Origin of the sequence: Clostridium beijerinckii (genome assembly GCF_036699995.1) — a bacterium.
In the GTDB taxonomy this organism is placed as follows: Bacteria; Bacillota; Clostridia; order Clostridiales; family Clostridiaceae; genus Clostridium; species Clostridium helianthi.
The window spans coordinates 2,314,214-2,332,774 of record NZ_CP144906.1 but is presented as its reverse complement, the minus strand read 5'-3'; the positions used below and the strand labels follow the sequence as shown (position 1 = coordinate 2,332,774).

The 18,561-nt window shown below is 30.3% G+C and carries 14 protein-coding genes and 1 riboswitch; all 14 genes read right to left on the bottom strand.

Annotation, left to right across the window (positions count from 1 at the left end; genetic code table 11):
* Nucleotides 1-433: 433 nt before the first annotated feature.
* Complete coding sequence (locus PZA12_RS10845) at nt 434-2,206, bottom strand: sigma 54-interacting transcriptional regulator (RefSeq protein ID WP_103698711.1); 1,773 nt, start codon at nt 2,204-2,206, stop codon at nt 434-436.
* A gap of 112 nt (nt 2,207-2,318) precedes the next feature.
* Nucleotides 2,319-3,614, bottom strand: coding sequence for an acyl-CoA reductase (locus tag PZA12_RS10840; RefSeq protein WP_017212828.1), 1,296 nt, complete (start codon nt 3,612-3,614; stop codon nt 2,319-2,321).
* Nucleotides 3,611-4,708 (bottom strand): acyl-protein synthetase, encoded by a 1,098-nt coding sequence (locus tag PZA12_RS10835; protein WP_077868971.1) that lies wholly within the window; start codon nt 4,706-4,708, stop codon nt 3,611-3,613. The genes PZA12_RS10840 and PZA12_RS10835 overlap by 4 nt, the downstream gene beginning before the upstream one ends.
* Complete coding sequence (locus tag PZA12_RS10830) at nt 4,705-6,186, bottom strand: class I adenylate-forming enzyme family protein (RefSeq protein WP_077868970.1); 1,482 nt, start codon at nt 6,184-6,186, stop codon at nt 4,705-4,707. The genes PZA12_RS10835 and PZA12_RS10830 overlap by 4 nt, the downstream gene beginning before the upstream one ends.
* The gene (locus PZA12_RS10825) at nt 6,183-6,425 is read right to left on the bottom strand and encodes an acyl carrier protein (RefSeq protein ID WP_012058321.1); all 243 of its coding nucleotides are present in this window, start codon (nt 6,423-6,425) and stop codon (nt 6,183-6,185) included. The genes PZA12_RS10830 and PZA12_RS10825 overlap by 4 nt, the downstream gene beginning before the upstream one ends.
* A 284-nt stretch (nt 6,426-6,709) precedes the next feature.
* Nucleotides 6,710-8,638: an ABC transporter ATP-binding protein gene (locus tag PZA12_RS10820; protein WP_023976210.1), complete on the bottom strand. Its 1,929-nt coding sequence runs from the start codon at nt 8,636-8,638 to the stop codon at nt 6,710-6,712.
* On the bottom strand, nt 8,635-10,410 hold the full coding sequence (locus PZA12_RS10815) for an ABC transporter ATP-binding protein (protein WP_103698710.1): 1,776 nt from the start codon (nt 10,408-10,410) through the stop codon (nt 8,635-8,637). Before PZA12_RS10815 ends, PZA12_RS10820 begins: the two co-directional genes overlap by 4 nt.
* Before the next feature lie 13 nt (nt 10,411-10,423).
* Nucleotides 10,424-10,867: a MarR family winged helix-turn-helix transcriptional regulator gene (locus tag PZA12_RS10810; protein WP_077831750.1), complete on the bottom strand. Its 444-nt coding sequence runs from the start codon at nt 10,865-10,867 to the stop codon at nt 10,424-10,426.
* Nucleotides 10,868-11,042: 175 nt separating this feature from the next.
* Nucleotides 11,043-12,143, bottom strand: coding sequence for a PQQ-dependent sugar dehydrogenase (locus tag PZA12_RS10805; RefSeq protein ID WP_103698709.1), 1,101 nt, complete (start codon nt 12,141-12,143; stop codon nt 11,043-11,045).
* A gap of 959 nt (nt 12,144-13,102) precedes the next feature.
* Nucleotides 13,103-14,107, bottom strand: a complete 1,005-nt coding sequence (locus PZA12_RS10800) for an ABC transporter substrate-binding protein (protein WP_103698708.1) — start codon at nt 14,105-14,107, stop codon at nt 13,103-13,105.
* Nucleotides 14,088-14,870: an ABC transporter permease gene (locus PZA12_RS10795; RefSeq protein ID WP_103698707.1), complete on the bottom strand. Its 783-nt coding sequence runs from the start codon at nt 14,868-14,870 to the stop codon at nt 14,088-14,090. The genes PZA12_RS10800 and PZA12_RS10795 overlap by 20 nt, the downstream gene beginning before the upstream one ends.
* Nucleotides 14,867-15,634, bottom strand: coding sequence for an ABC transporter ATP-binding protein (locus tag PZA12_RS10790; protein WP_103698706.1), 768 nt, complete (start codon nt 15,632-15,634; stop codon nt 14,867-14,869). Before PZA12_RS10790 ends, PZA12_RS10795 begins: the two co-directional genes overlap by 4 nt.
* A complete protein-coding gene (gene tenA / locus PZA12_RS10785) occupies nt 15,635-16,303 on the bottom strand; it encodes a thiaminase II (protein WP_077841749.1) in 669 nt (222 codons plus the stop codon).
* Between the two features lie 91 nt (nt 16,304-16,394).
* Nucleotides 16,395-16,492, bottom strand: a riboswitch (TPP riboswitch).
* 51 nt (nt 16,493-16,543) lie between these two features.
* A complete protein-coding gene (locus tag PZA12_RS10780; protein WP_041896266.1) occupies nt 16,544-18,478 on the bottom strand; it encodes a Cache 3/Cache 2 fusion domain-containing protein in 1,935 nt (644 codons plus the stop codon).
* Between the last annotated feature and the right edge of the window lie 83 nt (nt 18,479-18,561).

The window sequence follows — 18,561 nt, the reverse complement described above, 5'->3', positions numbered from 1 at the left end:
TTTTCTAATAATATTACAAAGCAATAAGCGTGCCAAAATAAAAATTTACCGCACTAACTTGAATTTACCATAATAATCTTATAATTTTTTTAATATCACCTCTAATTTTTGGAACACCATAAATATTTGTTGCAAAAACGCAACTAAAATTTCAATTAAATTTTATAATAATCTCAGAATACGTTTACAGTTGCTATAATTTGAAAATATTTTATTACGTTGCACTTCTGCATCTTGTTGCATTTTTGCACCACTGACTATCCAATATTTAGCAAGTTTATAGTATGATACATGAATTTAAATAGATTATACATTTATTTACCATACTTAACAAAGAAATTGGATACATATTTGCAGAGCAGGCATTTTAAAATAAGCTGCCATAGCTAATGAATAAATATGTATCCAATTTCCATTTAAATACGTCACATTATTAAATTTCTTCTTTTATATATTTCTGCCTCTTCCTTACAAAGGTTGATGCATCTATTCCTAGTGATTTTGCTGCTGCTCTGACATTACCATACTTGTCATATGCCTTCTTAATTAATTTCTTTTCTATGGCATCTAAGGTTTCTTTTAAATTTATACCTTCTTCAAAAGTATTTAAAGTTACAATCATGCCGTTTGAGCCAATAATATTTTTAGGAAGATCTGACCTTTTTATCTTATCATCCTCACTCATTATTACAGCTCTCTCAACAATATTTTTTAGCTCCCTAACATTCCCAGGCCAATTATATTCATACATACAACTTAAAGCATCTGAAGCAAATACCTTATTGAAATTGTACTTTTTATTAAGCTGTGTGAGAAAAAAATTAATTAATGGCAAAATATCATGCTTTCTTTCTCTAAGGGGTGGAATATATAGCGGTATGACATTGAGCCTATAATACAAATCCTCTCTAAATTGTTTTTTCTTTATCATATCTTCCAAATCTCTATTTGTTGCAGCTAGTACTCTAACATCAATTTTTATAGGCTTTGTTCCTCCAATTCGTACTACTTCCATTTCTTGAAGCACTCTTAGAAGCTTAACCTGCATATCCATTGGAAGTTCTCCAACTTCATCGAGGAAAATAGTCCCTCCAGAAGCCATCTCAAACAAACCTATTTTACCTTCTTTATTTGCTCCAGTAAAAGCACCTTTTTCATATCCGAAAAATTCAGATTCTATTAAACTTGCAGGTACTGCACCACAATTAACTTTAATAAATTGTTTTTTACTTCGTTTGCTTACTTTGTGTATATGCTTTGCTATTTGATCCTTTCCTGCTCCGGTTTCTCCGAGCATAAGAATCGTAGTGTCCACTTTAGCAATTCTATTGGCAAGCTGGATAATTTCAATAGTTTTATGATCTTCTGCAACAATTTCTGAAGTATTTAATAATTGAGTTCTCATTTCTTCGATTTCAGAAACATATTTAAGAGTAATTTCTTTATTCTTTTGAAGTTGTTCTTTTAACTCATAAAGTTGTGTTACATCTCTTACGTTTGTAACCACCATAATTATTTTTCCATTCTTATCAAAGATTGGGTTACTGCTCACAAGAACCTTTACTCCTGTTTTGAATTCCTGTTGAATCGTAGTGGTTTTTCTATTCTTTAGCACTAAAAGAGTAGCTGACTGAGATATAACACCTTCTTTCTCCAGGTCTTTCATATTTCTTCCTAAAACCTCTGCTCTTTTAAGTCCTGTAATACTCTCATAGGCATTATTTATTTTTATAGTATTAGCTTCCCCATCTGTTATATAAATCCCATCATAAGAGCACTCAATAATAGAGTCTAACTCAGTTAATCCTAACTTTGTATTTTTCATATCTCTACATTTTTTTGAAATTTTTTCAACCAAATCATTAATAAAATCTGTATGAGTAATTATCCCTATAATCTTATTGTTTTTATCTATAACTGGAAGACGACCAACATTATATTTCAATACATCTTCTATATTCATTTCACTATTAATTGTTATTACTTTTTTAAGATTTAAAGTTTCTAGCTTTGTATTCATTTCCAATTTATTAAGAATAGCCTTCATTAAATCTGTTTTTGTTACAATGCTAATTAACTTCCCATCTCTATCTACAACGGGTGCTCCATCTATGCCATTTTCAATAAAAAGCTTTGCTGCCTCTTCAAATGTATTATTAGGTTTTAATACCAATACCTTTTTTGTCATCAATTCTTTTACTTTCACATTCTCCACACCCTATATCTTATTTATACAGAATTTATAATTCACCATTAACATAAGTACCGTTTATAAAACAAATCTAAAGATTTATCCATTAATAAAGTATTTCTCTTTTTTAATTTAGATTTAAAATTGTCCATTTAACTATTTCACTCATAAAGAGTATTCCATCCCAAGGTGAATCATACAAATTCATGAGACCCACTTTAACTAGCCTATCAACACCATGCAGGCTGACTTTATTTGCAAAATTTATAATCCTGCTATTGTTTTCAGAAGCTATTCCAATAGTTTGTATCCTTGGAGTTATTAGCTTGCAAACCTCAAATATATCTTCAACCTCTTTTAAAAATATAGTTGTATGCTGCACAGGTTCTTCTAACATTATTTCTTTGTCTATTAAAATTGTATAACTGAGGTCTTTACTGCATATTATATCTTTTTCTAAAGATAAAAGATATTCCCCTCTTTTATTAATTATATTTGCAGCTGCTCCTTGATTAATTTCAACCTTAGGATATCGTTTTAAAACCTTTTCTAAAGATTCTGAAAGCATTTGTGCTGCTTCATTAATACCTACAGTAGATTTTTCAATAAATAACACTTGAGGAGAAGAGCATGCTCTTTGATCAAAGCTTATTATATCCTTTGCAAAATTATCGAAGGCTTTAGTTATCTTAAGACTTTCCATCGCAGATTTTTCAAATACAGCAAAGGAATATTTAGGTCCAAATATAACATCCTTACATGTGGTTTTCTTAGGCAGAACTGACAATGTGTTAACGGCTTCTTCACCGCCGCATATTACTCTTACATCCGCTGCCTGTGACATTTCAGTATTTAATTTTAAATCATTACTTGAAAAATTTATAATTGAAATACTCTTTAATAAGGTACTTCCATAATATTTTTCTCCTCTAAAATTAATTACAATATCTTTTAAAGGTTTTAGAAGTTCAATTGCAGTATCTATACTGACAATAGGTATCCTGCATAAATTAACATTTCTACAAATAATGGCTTGAACTAAATAATATATTGGAAGAGTAGGAACATTGCCAGCCATGAAATGGCACACTACCCCTCTCGGTTGAGCTTTCATAAATTTATTATCTGCTATTTCTATAAAATCATCTAGGAATTCTTGTTTTTTTAGATCTTGGCGTAGAAGCTTCTTAATATTGTCTTTCTTTAGCCATAATACCAAAAATGGTACACCTTCATAGCTTAAAAACTTTCTATCGCTACATAATATTTTACTATATTCATTAATTATTTCAATCATAGCTTCTGATGGATACGAATAAATTGTTTCTCTATTTTTATTAAGCTCTTCTATAATTGCATCTAAACTTTGAAGCTTCTTAGGTTCCTCATAAAATTTATCTCCTAACATAAAGCAGCCTATCATTTCTTGTCCCTCTTTTCTGCAAAAGTATCTCCACATCCTCTTGTTTCAGATTTATCTACTCTATTTTTAAACTTAAAGTATTTACCCGTTCTTCCGCATTTACAATCATCTACGCCTATAAATTCACCAATATCCTCAGTTAATATAGCCTGCCCCGGATAACTCGAAGTAAGTCCACTCATAACCTCTATAAAGCCATATTGACCTTTTTCCACTTCTTTAAGCGTTGAAAAATCTCTTATGATAATTTCTCCAAAATCAGGTACATGTTTATATCCGAATTCACAGTCAAGAAAAACTACGCCTAACTGTTCAACCATTCCATAAAAATCAATTATGTTTTCAGGGTCAGTTCCAAATACTTCAGCCACAGATCTATTAAACTCTTTCTTTTCAACTTTTTGGGCATTTAATTTTTTCCAGCCTCCACTATGAAGTATTTTAATTTTCGGCATGTTTAATTTTATATTTTTTTCTTTTAGTACGTTAACAAACCTAGTCCAGATAATATAAGTAAATCCATATACTAATATATCTGTATCTTTGTACTTTTCTTCAAATTCTTTAAGTCGTTCTATATTAAGTATGATGTTATCATCTACCAAATCCATAGCATAAGTTAAACTCTTTCCAAAACTGCTTACTCCTCTTATTGCCGCGCCTCTTGCAGTTAGATAGTCACTTTTTTTGTTAACTTCTTTACTATCAATTATTAGCATTGGTCTTCTATACGATCCCAAAAAACTTGTTAGAGTTGATATTAATCCTTGAGATTGTCTTATAGATGTTTCCTTATCAATATATATCTTGCTCGGAATGTTTCCAGTTGTGGAACTTGAGTTTAATATTCTAACTACACTTTCTTCACTACAAGTCCTAAGCTCAAAATGCTTAAACATATTTACAGGAATAAAGGGAACCTCTTCAAGAGAATTTATATCATTTATATTAACTCCTAGTTTTTTATACATAATGTTTAAATTTTCATTTATTCTACTTTTATCTATCTGGGGCCTTAGAATGCTCAAAAGCTTTTTTTCTTTGTCCTTTTGCAGACACTTAAATTGCTCATTATTTATAATTTCATCTATCATTTCAAATCCCCCATCATTACTTTACCAGAAGAATTTTTTGGAAGACCCTCTAAAAATACCACATATTTAGGTATTTTATAGGACGGCAATTTATCTTTGCAATAGTCAATTATATACTTTTCATCAACTTTTAATACTTCATCATTTAATACTACAAATGCTTTTACTGCTTCTCCTAATATATCGTCTTGAATTCCAATTACTGCTGCTTCTATAACGCTTGGAATTTGAATTATAATATTTTCAATTTCTTTAGGACTTATTCTATTTCCACCACTTTTTATGATTTGTTTTTCCCTTGCCACAATATAAATATAACCATCTTCATCTACTGTAGCCAAGTCACCGGTATATAAATAACCATTTCTAATGACCTTTCTCGTTTCTTCTTCATCGTTAAAGTAACCCTTCATTATATTTTCACCCAAAGCCACCACTTCACCTATTTCATCCACTTTTACTTCATTTCCTTCTTTATCAATTACTTTAAGCAAAGTTCCAGGAATGCCTTTACCTATTGAACCCATTTTTTCATCAAGCATATTAGGTGGAAGATACGAAAGTCTTGCAGTTGCTTCAGTTTGTCCATACATTATAAATACATCTACTCCTACAAGAGCTTGTCTTACTTCTTTAATAAAACTATCAGGAAGTCTTCCTCCTGCCTGAGCGACGTATCTTAGGCTTTTCAAATTTCTATCTTTAATACTAGATTTTCTAAGTAAAATTTGATAATTACTTGGAACCCCTGCAAAGCCTGTACATTCATATTTTTCTATATCATCTAGAACTGTTTCTGGGAACATGAATTTATTGTTTATTACTAAGCTACCGCCAACTCTTAAATGTGTATGAAGCAACGATGTTCCAAAACAATAGTAAAATGGTAAGACAACTTCTATCCTATCCTCGCTGTTTAAGCTTAAATATTCTATTATGGAATTAGTGTTATGACAGAGATTATGATGCGTAAGCATTACTCCTTTTGGTCTTGCTGTAGAACCAGATGTAAATAATATTACAGCCACACTATTTTTAAAATCAATTTCTTCTTCTTCTCTATTATTACTAGTACATTCTTTATCTAATAGAAGATTATTTAATGTTTCTTCAGTAACTATCTTAATATCTTTATTAATCAAATTTCGCATATTATCTAAAAAACGTTTTTCAATAAAAATTGCTTTAGGATTGCAACTATTAATTATATACTCAATATCATTCTTACTTAGAGTAGGATTTAGGGGTACACAAGTGCACCCGCTTTTTATTATTCCAAAGTAACTTTCTATAAAAAAAGGTGAATTCTCACTTATTAATAGAATCTTATCTTCCTTTACTATATTAATTTTCTTTATATTATGAGATATCATCAGTACCTTACAGTACAAATCACTATAGCTGATATTTTTCTTATCAATTATTGCAGTTTTGTTAAGCTCTGAGGAGAATTCAAAAACATAGTCAGTAAAGGTCATATTTCAACCCCATATTTTCTCAATGTATTTTTGATATCTCCTATAGTATATAACCTTGAAATATCTTGAACTGCCATAGATATTTCAAATTCTTCCTCAAGGGCTACTACCAGTTCAATATGGCTAAGTGAATCCCATGCCTCAATTTCGTCTGGACCAAAACCATCTTCAATTTCATCTAAATTTTCAATACTCCAAACAGATTTTATTATTTTGTTGAAAGTTCCTAAATTACTCATTTCTAATTCCTCCAATATTTTTTATTCTTCAAGTATATTTAAAGCAAGAATTATGCCAATAATTCTTGATAACTACTTTTTGTTTTAGTATGAGTAATTTAATTTATTTTTTAATGTATATATAGGTATCAAATCAACTTATTAGATAAATGTATTTACAAAGTTACTAAAATTTTAAGTTTATATCTTCACTAGAAATAATTTATAAAAATCCATTTTCTTGTATAAAAATAAAGGATAGTAAACAATATTACTATCGTCTACTATCCTTAAAATATTATAATTTACATTACTTCACTATCTAAATTTGCTCCAGAGAATTGGCTGTTGTAAAGATCTGCATAGAAACCTTTCTTTGCAAGAAGTTCATTATGGTTGCCCATTTCTATAATACTTCCTTTATTCATAACAAGAATTAATTCTGCATCTCTAATTGTAGAAAGTCTATGTGCAATAACAAAACTTGTTCTGCCTTTCATAAGTTCTGTCATAGCCTTTTGTATATAAACTTCTGTTCTTGAGTCAACACTACTTGTAGCCTCATCAAGAATCATTATAGTAGGATTTGCTAGAATTGCTCTAGCTATTGTAAGAAGCTGCTTCTGGCCTTGAGATATATTAGAAGCTTCTTCGTTTAATATTGTATTATATCCATCTGGAAGAGTTTTAATAAAGTGATGAGCATGTGCTGCTTTTGCTGCCTGGATAACTTCTTCCTCAGTAGCACCTTCTCTGCCATAAGCTATGTTATCCATTATAGTTCCGTTAAATAACCATGTATCTTGAAGAACCATACCAAACATATTATGAAGTGCACCTCTTTTTATATCTCTGATATCTACACCATCGATCATTATCTTACCAGAATTTATTTCGTAGAAACGCATAAGTAAGTTAACGAGTGTAGTTTTACCTGCTCCAGTCGGTCCTACAATTGCAATTGTATGACCTTGTTTAACATCAAGGTTCATGTTCTCAATAAGTGGTTCTTCTGGTTTATAGCTAAAATCAACATTATCAAATTTAACTTCACCTTTAGGGAATTCTATAATCTTAGCATCAGCAGTATCTGAAATCTCCTCAACTTCATCTAAAAGTTCAAAAACCCTTTCTGCAGATGCAACTGTTGATTGAATTATATTAGCAATATTAGCAGTTTGAACTATTGGCTGTGTAAATTGGTTTGAGTATTGTATGAAAGCTTGAATATCACCAATACTAATTTTTCCGAGTGTTGCCAAATATCCACCTACAACACAAACTATTACATAACCTATATTACTAACAAATCTCATCATTGGCATTATTATACCTGATATAAATTGTGCTTTCCATCCAGCTTTATAAAGTCTATCATTAATATTTTCAAACTCTTTTATTGAATCTTTTTCATGTCCAAAAACCTTAACTATTTTATGTCCTGTATACATCTCCTCTACATGACCATTAAGTTCTCCTACTTCTTTTTGTTGAGCAGCAAAAAACTTTTGAGAATGCTTAGCAACAAGTGTTGTTATTACAATATAAAGTGGTAATGTTAATATTACTACTAATGTCATCATTGGACTTATAGTTAACATCATGATAATAACACCAACAATAGTTACTATAGATGTAATAAGCTGAGTCAAACTTTGTTGAAGTGTTGTTGAAATATTATCAACATCATTTGTTACACGGCTTAAAATTTCACCATGAGTTCTTGAATCAAAGAATTTAAGCGGTAAACGTGAAATTTTATCTTCAACTTCTTTTCTTAGGTTGTATACTGTTTTTTGAGCAACCCCTGCCATAATATATTGTTGAAGGAAGCCAAAAAGTGTACTGATTACATATAAGCCAAGTAGTAATAAAAGAATATCTCCTATATATTGAAAATCAATCCCAGGCACTGGTATATTACCTGGTTTTCCTGCTTTAAGTAATGCAGCATTTTGAGACATTACAGTAAATTTTCCTACTAATCCTTCAACTAATCTAGTTATAGCTTTACCTGAAATTTTAGGTCCTACTATATTAAATATAGTACTCGCTATAGCAAATATAAAAACTAAAATGAAATTCATTCTTTGTGGTTTCAAATAATTTAAAAGTCTTTTTAATGTCCCTTTAAAATCCTTAGCTTTTACTTTTGGGCCAGCAAAAGATCCCATTGGACCACCGCCAAAACCGCCACCTGATCTTTTATTTACTCTATTACGATTTTCACTCATGATAATTCCTCCTCTGAAAGTTGTGATGATACAATCTCAGAATATACCTTACAACTGTTTAATAGCTCTTTATGAGTTCCAATACCTGCAATTTGTCCTTCATCTAAAACTATAATTCTATCTGCATCCATGACAGTTGCAACTCTTTGCGCTACAAGAATTACAGTTGATTTTACTGTTTCCTTTTTTAATGCTGCACGAAGTCTTGCATCTGTTTTAAAATCAAGGGCTGAAAAACTATCATCAAAGATGTATATCTCTGGTTTTCTAACAAGAGCACGTGCTATTGATAAACGTTGCTTTTGTCCTCCTGATACGTTAGTTCCTCCTTGAGCAATTAAATGCTCATATCCATCATCCATTCCATTTATGAAATCTGTTGCTTGAGCTACTTCTGCCGCATGCTTAATTTCTTCCATACTAGCCTCGTCTTTACCGTATTTTATATTTTCAGCAATAGTTCCAGAGAAAAGAACAGTTTTTTGAGGTACAAAACCTATTTTAGCTCTTATACTTTCCTGACTCATTTCCCTTACATCAATACCATCAACAAGAACTGAACCATTAGTTACATCGTAAAAACGCGGTATCATATTAATTAATGTCGATTTTCCTGAACCAGTACCACCAATTATAGCTGTTACTTCTCCAGGTTTCGCACTAAATGATATATTACTAATAGCTTCTTGCTCTGCACCTGGATAGCTGAAGCTTACATCTTTAAATTCAACATAACCGCCTTCATTTTCATTTAATAATGGGTTTTTAGGATCTACAATTTCAGATTCCATATCTAGTACTTCATTAATTCTTACTGCTGAAGCTTGAGCTCTTGGAATCATTATAAATACCATACCAAGCATTAAGAAACCAAATAAAATCTGCATTCCATATTGCATAAAGGCTATTAAAGATCCAACTTCCATATTCCCTGAATCTATTCTTATACTTCCAAACCAAATTACTGCTACAGTAGTAGCATTCATGATAAACATCATTATTGGCATTAAAATTGCCATAATTTTATTTACTTTTATAGCATTATTCATTAAATCTTTATTTGCGTCGTCAAATCTAACCTTTTCAGTATTTATACGGTTGAAAGCACGAACTACTCTTATTCCTGTAAGACCTTCACGTAATACCAAGTTTAATTTATCTATTTTAACTTGCATCAATTTAAATAAAGGCATTGCAAATTTTAAAGTAAGCCCTATTATAACTGCAAGTAGTGGAATTACTACCGCAAAGATCCATGTTAGAGTTACATTCTCTCTTAAAGCCATAACAACTCCGCCTAAAGCTGTCAATGGTGCGAAAAGTGCAATTGAAAACATCATTATTGTAACTGATTGAACCTGTGTAACATCATTTGTAGTTCTTGTTATTAAAGTAGCTGTTCCAAATTTATCAAATTCATTTAAAGAAAAACTTTCAACTTTTGTGAATAATTTATTACGAATTATTTTAGCAAAGCCTATTGCAGTTCTTGAAGATAAAAATGATGATATAATTGAACAAATTGCACCTCCAAGAGATACAAGCAGCATTAATCCTCCTATTCTTAGAATATAATCAACTCCACTATATTCACCGTTATAACCAAGAAACGATATAGTTTGAACTACGTCTTTTTGAACAATTCCTTTATCAACTATATCAGCCATTAATGTAGGCAGATATAAGTTTGCAATTACTTGTGTAAAAACTAATAAAACAATTATTATTATATTAACTGTGTACTGTTTTAAAAATCTAAACAATTTAATCATTAGCGCACTCTCCTTAATTAGCGTTATTTTCACTTAAAAGTCTTTTGAATATTATTAGTCCCTCAGAAATCTTATTAAGCTCTTCTTGTGTTCCTTGATTTAGTATACTCTCAATATTATGTTCAATTTGTTTATTAAAATTCTTATGAATTTCAATGAATTTCGGAGATATACTTACATAGACAACTCTCTTATCATCTTCACTTCTTTCTCTTATAACAGCATCTTGTTCTTCAAGTTTATCAATAATACCTGATACTGTACTATTAGGCAAATGTAGCTGCTTGCTTAATTCAGTCACTTTCATTTTCTTATTTTTATATAAAAGTCCAATAACCATGCCCTGTGGAGCTGTCATTCCAGTCCGCTCAATTATTTTTTTCATATTTAATCTAAATAAATTCATTACTTCTTGAAATAATCTTGATACCTCTATACTTTCATTAATAATCTCCATATAATTTTCACCTCTTTTATATTTCGTATTCAAACATTTCGTGTACGAATATTTCACTTTCGAAATAAATTATATATCTCTAAATATATTTTGTCAATTAACAAATAAAACTAATTAAATCTAAGACTTTTATTCAATGAGAGCCTTAGATTTAATTAGTTTATTGAATATTTTTTTATTTTAAAATAAGCCTAATAATTTTATCATCACCTGTATTAATATTTCCTCTTCCATCTCTATTACTCGTTGTAATGTAAATTGATCCATCTTTAGCCTGAATAACCTCACGTAGACGTCCATATTCGTTTTTGAACCACGATTCTACATTATTAACTACGCTTCCATCTCTATTTAGTGAGATAACAAGCAGTTGCTGTCCACGTAAATTAGCAACTAGAAGTTTTCCCTGCAATGGTCCTTGGGTTGCAAAAGCAATACCAGAAGGCGCCCATGTATCTTGTCCGCTGTGTATTAATGGCTTTTTTATCTGAATTTCAGTAGATTCCTCATCTCCTTGAAAAAGAGGCCACCCATAATTGCTTCCTGGCTTAATTATGTTTATTTCATCATGAGCTGACTGTCCATGCTCTGACTCATACAAAACATTTTTTGAATTCCAAGCTAATCCTTGAGGATTTCGATGACCTAAGCTATAAAGTGCTGAATTAGAAATTGGATTATCTTCTGGAATACTGCCATCTAATTCTATTCGTAGTATTTTTCCTGCTAAACTTTTAGGATCTTGCGCCAATGCTGAATTTCCTGCATCTCCTGTTGTAATATATAATTTTTTATCTGGGCCTATCTTTATTCTGCCTCCATTATGAATTCGTCCCCCAGGTATTTTATCTATAAGAACTTTATCAATAACCGCCCTATTATTGCTCTCAATCACTCTCACAACACGATTATAAATTACATCTCCTTCTCCATATGTATGCATAACATACATATAATGATTTTTCGAATAATTTGAATCTAGAGCAATCCCCATCAAACCACCTTCCCCTTGACTGACAAAAGGTTCATTAAATTTTATTATTGGATTAGGATTAAGTTTGCCGTCTTCAATAACTCTAATTGCTCCAGACCGCTCCGTAAAATATATTTTTCCTTCATCACTTATATCTATTGCCCATGGTACGTATAAATTTTCAGCTATAACTTGAATTTCGTAATTAAGTTGTCTTGATGCCCCTACTATTACTTGTACATTCGATTTATTGTGACTCTTAAATACTGTGTTAAATAAAATGTTTTTAATTATTTTTTTCATAGTATTATCCTCCAAGTTTAAAATAATACATGTTACAATGTAAACTTTAAGGAAAAAGCAACAAATTCAAAACATATAATTTGTTGCTTTTCTCTCAACCTATATAATTACAATATTATTCTTTCAAGAGTCCAACTGTACCGGCTAAAATATAAATCATAATAAAAAATTTCATATAGTAAAATTAGCTTTTCCTCAGAACTACTCTAATATCACATAGTATTTATAAAACAATAAAAAAATCGCAGGAGACTGTGGTTAAGTTCCGTATTGTGCATATAAGAACATTTTATGCAGGCGAATAAGATTTCTTTTTTATTCTCTTTACGAACTGTAACTTTCTGAATCAGTATTTTTCATAACTTATACCCTCAAGGGGCACAATGTCCACAAATTTAACTTGAATATAAATTCCTAGAGAATAAAAAAAGATACCGAATTATAATCTATATGTTGCAATTCACAATGCACATTTCACAATTCACAATTACGTCTAAAATTCTTGTAATATTCTTAGAATTATGATTAATGATTATTTTTGCAATATATATATTCAGTATCTTTTTTAATATAATTTATCTGTTTTTATCTAAATATGGATAACATAATCATAAAATATACTTAGACTGTGCAATATCTTCCAACCAGAAATGAGTGATATACTTTTGTGGAATGTTTCATTGGTAATTTTGATGGATGTGATTCTTTTGCTATAAGTTGTTCCAAATGTGCTAGTTCAAAAAGTGAGAATCGAAATTTTATATTTCGTTCTTCGAACTTTCTCTGTGAGCGCTTGTTCTTTGAGGCTAGCACTTTGGGTGCAACTTTATAGCCTTAGAATCACCCATCATAATTGCCTAGAAACTGGAACAAAAGTATATTATTCATTTCGGTGATGTATACGCATAAGTATAGATTATAGTTAGTTTATCTATACTATTTCCTATATCAAAGATAAATTATTGAAACACATCTTTACTATCTACATCAGCTTGAAGTAAATTCTTATCTTTTAACCATTTAATATTGTTATTCCAATTTTCTTTATCTTGACTTAAGAATTTACCACTTTCATTTTCCATAAGAGGTAAAAGTATCTCTAAGCTCTTCTTTTCTGTCTCTTCATCTAATGGGAAACTTTCATTTTGAGCCTTTAATATTAAATCTAAAGCCTTATCAGGATTCTTTTGAGTATATTCAAATCCTTTTTTAGCAGCTCCTAAGAACGCTTGTATTGTATCATTATTATTCTTAATTGCGTCATCGCTTGCAACAAATGCTAATTCGTAGTTATTTGGCACGCCAAAATCTGATGGCGCAAAAGTTTCTAATTCAATACCTTTTTTCTCTAATAATATTTTTTCATGGTTTATATATCCACCTATAATTGCATCAACTTGTTTTGTTTCAATTCCAGGCATTAAGTCATATCCAACATCTACAAATTCAACCTTTGATGGATCTCCACCAGCTTGTGCTACCATTGCTTTAACAGTTTCTTTATCGATATCAAAAGATGCATATCCAACTTTTTTTCCTTCTAAATCTTTTAATGTTTTAACTCCTGAATCTTTACGAACCATTAGTTGATTTAATGAACTTCTAACTATTGCTCCAACAGATTTAATAGGAATATTTTCGCCTCTCGCTAAGATAATTTGTTTAGGATAGCTTATTGCTAAATCAGCTTTTCCTGCTGCTACTAATTTAATTCCATCATCTGTACCTGCAGGTGTAATTAAGTTAACCTTTAATCCTGCTTCTTTAAAGTATCCTTGCTCTTCTGCTGCATATAAGAATGAATGTACTGCATTTGGATACCAGTCTAAAAGAACATTAACCTCTTTAAGTTCTTTGGTAGCACTCTTGTCTTCCTTATTATTAGAAGCACTAGAGCACCCGCTAAATACTAAACTAACTAACATAATAAATAGTAAAAATATACTAAGCTTTCTTAATTTCATGATTGTCCTCCTTCAATCCTCTTCTGTATTTTAATAAAGTCTTTTCTAGCAAGAATCCTACAGAAAATAGAATTAATCCTAGAAATGATAAAACTAACACTCCCGCAAAAACAGAATCTGCCTGAAGCATTCCTGCTGCTCTCTTAATATATATACCTAATCCCTTTTCAGCACCTAGCCATTCTCCAATGGTAGCCCCTGAAATACTGTAGGTTGCAGCTATTTTAAAACTGCTTAAAAAATTTGGTAATACTGAATTCATATGGAGTTTAAAAAATATTTGAAATCTATTTCCTCCAAGGGCTTTTAAAACATCTTCTAAATCTCTATCTACACTATTTAATCCATCTAAGGTACTTATAACTATAGGGAAAAAACAAAATAGTATTACCACTGCTACCTTTGACCATATGGTATATCCAAACCACATAACCATAATTGGAGATAAAGCTATAGTCGGAATTGTTTGAGAAAAAATTATAATTGGATATAAAGTTTTCGAAACATTTCTCCAAAGATATATGGAAAGTGCACAAGATATACCTATAATTACGGACGCAATAAGCCCTAATAGTGCTTCACCTAGTGTGATAAGAGAATGTTTATATATTAAATCTTTTTGATCTACTAAAGCCTTTATGATTTCAGAAAATCTAGGCAAAATAAAATTTGGCACCTTAAAATATGGTATTATAAATTCCCATGCCAAAATTATAATTATCAAAAATATTAAAGGAAATATATAGTCTTTAATTTTTTTCATTCTATATCCCCCCCTTTATTTTCTTCTAAGGAGTCAAGAACATTTAAAATATCTCTTTTTAGCTCAATAAACTCACTAGAAAGTGTAGTCTCATAATTCCTTGGTCTTTCAATATTTACATCTATAGATTTTAGGTTTCTATATGGAAGCTCCGTACAAATAAGAATTCTATCTGATAAAAGTAAAGCTTCCTCTATATCATGAGTTATCATAAACACAGTATTACTTTGTCTTTGACAAAGATCTAAAAGCCATGACTGCATCTTTCTTCTTGTTAACGCATCTAGAGAAGAAAATGGCTCATCCAATAAAATTATGGAAGGATTATTTACTATTGCTCTTAAAAATGAAGCTCTCTGCCTCATACCACCTGATAATTCATGTGGATAATATTTTTCAGTTCCCTTAAGTCCAAAACCCTCAAAGTATGTGGCTGCCACTTTTCTAGCTTCTTTCTTACTATAACCATTTAATTCAAGTCCAACTGCTGTATTGTCAAGAATATTTCTCCAAGGCATTAAGGAATCTTTTTGAGGCATATACCCTATAATATTTTTATTGCCATCTTTTAATATATTTATATTGCCCTTTTGTGGCTTTAATAGTCCTAAAATTAATCGAAAAAGGGTACTTTTGCCTGTGCCACTAGGTGCAATAATTGTGACAAATTCATTTTTATTTATATCAAAAGATAAATCATCTACTATTAATTTCCCAGAATCCTTATATCCAAAGGATAAATTATTAATTTCCAATGCTTTCATCTAAATAACCCAACTTTCCTTTTTGTAGCACCCATCCCAAAACATATATTCATATTTTGAAGATATAATGAAAATCTCTTCTAGTTTTTGAAGTTGTCTTTCTGGAAGCCCTTCTGCTAGTTTATCCATAAGTTTTATGCACCAATCATTTTCTTTGTTATATTCTTCTGTTGCATATGTAAGTATCCATTCACTGTAAAGTGGATGCTCTAATGCCTTACTATTCTTTGCTAAGGTTTTTCCAATAAATGCATAACTCCACATGCATGGAAGCAGTGCTGCTACTAGTTCAGCTAAAGATCCTTCTGATGATACCTGTAGCATAAACTTTGTGTATGACAAATTACTTGCATTTGGCTTTGTGGCCTCCAGTTCTTCCTTAGTTATTCCAAACTTTTTAGCATATTCAGTATGTGCATCCATTTCAATATTTACTATAGCATTTGCACATTTAGCAAATGCTTGTATATCTTCTAATGAATCTGCTTTAACCATCCCTAATGCAAAAAGTTTTATATAATCTATTAGATAAACATAATCCTGTTTAACGTAAAAGCAAAACTTATCTTCCTTTAAGGTCCCCTCACTAAGTTCCTTAAGAAAAGGATGCTCCAAGCATGCTTCCCAAATAGGTTTACCTTTCAATAATAATCTTTGTGAAAATTGCATAAAAAAACTCCTTCCAAACAGTACTAAAATACCATTGAAAAGAGTTAATAATCTAATTAAATTGTAAATCTACTACTTTTAGATTTAGCTTTATATTATCTTATAACTTCCCTTCGCTGGCATTACCCAGTGCAGGTTCAAAGGGTCTGAAAACTCATCTCAGCCATTCTGGCTCCCCTAGTACTCGTCTAAATTTTATACTCAAAGCTTAAAAATGTCAATGAAAATTTACCATCTTGTTTAGCTATATATGTCCGAAAACTCAATATTAATATTTTCAACCTTAGATTGGTTTGCATAACCATTCTTGTTTTTCTTACCTTCATCTTCTGGAACTATCTTAACAGGAAGACATATAATAAACTCTGTACCTTCTCCATAAACACTTTTTACTTCTATTGTTCCTTCATGCATCTCAACTAAAGCTTTAACTATAGATAGCCCAATCCCGCTGCCTTCATGGCTTCTATTTAATAATCGTTCTACTTGCTTAAATCGTTGGAAAAGCTGCGATACTTTTTCCTCTGGAATTCCTCTTCCTGTATCTTTTACAGAGATAACGATATAATCATCAATATCATATAGATTAACACTTATTTTGTCTCCTGGTTCAGTGAATTTAGTAGCATTGGAAATTAGATTAAGCAAAATTCTTTCTAATTTTTCCTCATCAAAAGCCATAATTTTTTCTTCATTATCTGTATCAAATATTATTGTTCTAGACATATACCCTACATATTCAGCAGTTGATTGTGTTATATCCTCTACAACTTGTACTATATTGCCATTTTTCAATTCTAGTTTCATATAACCTGAATCAATCTTTGTTATATCTATAAGATTATTCACCAATCTTACCAACCTATAACAGTTTTGTTTTATACTATTTGTATAATTCTTCATTTTTTCAGTATTTAAATCCTCATCTCTATTTATAAGTACATTAAATAACTGAGCTGTTGAAAATATAATATTTAAAGGCGTTCTTAATTCATGTGACATATTAGCAATAAATTCCGTTTTTAATTTTTCATACTGCACAGTTTCTTCTAGTAATCTTTTATTTTCTGCCAGCATATTATTAAAACTATTTGCTAAAACTCCGATCTCATCTTTACTATCTATATTACATCGTATTGTTAAATCACCTTTACTCGCTATCTCCATACAAGATTTCAACTTGTTAATAGGCTTAACTAATGTATTAGCTAAAAATAATGCTATAATTCCGCCTAAAACAATAATTATTCCCCCAGTAGCTATTGTGGTCGTCAAAATTGATTTTGCTGAAGAGTTTAATTCCTCATAATCTGCTGTAGTAACTACATACCAATGCCAAGCTTCAAAATACTGATAATATCCTAATTTCTTAACTCCGTTATAAGTGTACTCAATCATTCCACTTTTTTCATTATGCATTTTTTGAACAAAATCGTAGTCACTTACATTCTTTCCACTATCAGATGGATGAAGAATTACATTTCCTTCAGAATCTAGTATGTACGCATATCCAGTCTTCCCTAATTTGATATTACTTAATGTCTTATCTAAATAATCATTACTAATTTTATTTCCTAACCCTATTGCCCCTATTACTTTTTTATCTTTATCTAATATTGGCTTCATTCTTGTTAAATATCCAATTCCTTCTATTCTAATATCGCCAATATATTCTTCATTATTTAGTGTCTTTTTATAAGCTTCAGTATCACTTGAAATATATGTACCTAATATCCTATTACCATTATTAAATACGGTAGTAGAAACCCTTATTAGTTTATCATCTTGTAATAAAAACATTGTTGCTATACTACCTGTTGATTGTTTTAGTTTATCAACTATAGTATTATCTAAGGATATTCTTTGATTTCCTGAATATAAAACTGGTAAGTTAAAATCTCCAACTTTTACGATTTCATTGTAATCAACTCTCATATCAGCTAAATTGTTTAATACGTTATTCGCAAAATTTAAATCTCCATAAGATTTCTCAGTAAGCAAATCATTTCTTACACTCAAAGTTGTAATAATTGATTCTGTTAAACGCTGACTTTTTTCGTTTACCTCTTTAAAAACTGCTTTGTTAGATTTATTCCCAATTAATAACCCCAATACACTTACAGCAAATACAATTAAGATCAAATAGCTAACGATAAGCTTATATTTTATTCTCATTTCAAAACACTTCTCCCTAGTTAATTATGTTTATAAACACTAAAATCAAATACAACCATAATATACATAGCCATTTGATTTAT

Coding starts and splice junctions, on each gene's coding strand:
- PZA12_RS10840 (WP_017212828.1), bottom strand. CDS start 3,614: ATGATAGGCTGCTTTATGTTAGGAGATAAATTTTATGAGGAACCTAAG.
- PZA12_RS10835 (WP_077868971.1), bottom strand. CDS start 4,708: ATGATAGATGAAATTATAAATAATGAGCAATTTAAGTGTCTGCAAAAG.
- PZA12_RS10830 (WP_077868970.1), bottom strand. CDS start 6,186: ATGACCTTTACTGACTATGTTTTTGAATTCTCCTCAGAGCTTAACAAA.
- PZA12_RS10825 (WP_012058321.1), bottom strand. CDS start 6,425: ATGAGTAATTTAGGAACTTTCAACAAAATAATAAAATCTGTTTGGAGT.
- PZA12_RS10820 (WP_023976210.1), bottom strand. CDS start 8,638: ATGAGTGAAAATCGTAATAGAGTAAATAAAAGATCAGGTGGCGGTTTT.
- PZA12_RS10815 (WP_103698710.1), bottom strand. CDS start 10,410: ATGATTAAATTGTTTAGATTTTTAAAACAGTACACAGTTAATATAATA.
- PZA12_RS10810 (WP_077831750.1), bottom strand. CDS start 10,867: ATGGAGATTATTAATGAAAGTATAGAGGTATCAAGATTATTTCAAGAA.
- PZA12_RS10805 (WP_103698709.1), bottom strand. CDS start 12,143: ATGAAAAAAATAATTAAAAACATTTTATTTAACACAGTATTTAAGAGT.
- PZA12_RS10800 (WP_103698708.1), bottom strand. CDS start 14,107: ATGAAATTAAGAAAGCTTAGTATATTTTTACTATTTATTATGTTAGTT.
- PZA12_RS10795 (WP_103698707.1), bottom strand. CDS start 14,870: ATGAAAAAAATTAAAGACTATATATTTCCTTTAATATTTTTGATAATT.
- PZA12_RS10790 (WP_103698706.1), bottom strand. CDS start 15,634: ATGAAAGCATTGGAAATTAATAATTTATCCTTTGGATATAAGGATTCT.
- tenA (WP_077841749.1), bottom strand. CDS start 16,303: ATGCAATTTTCACAAAGATTATTATTGAAAGGTAAACCTATTTGGGAA.
- PZA12_RS10780 (WP_041896266.1), bottom strand. CDS start 18,478: ATGAGAATAAAATATAAGCTTATCGTTAGCTATTTGATCTTAATTGTA.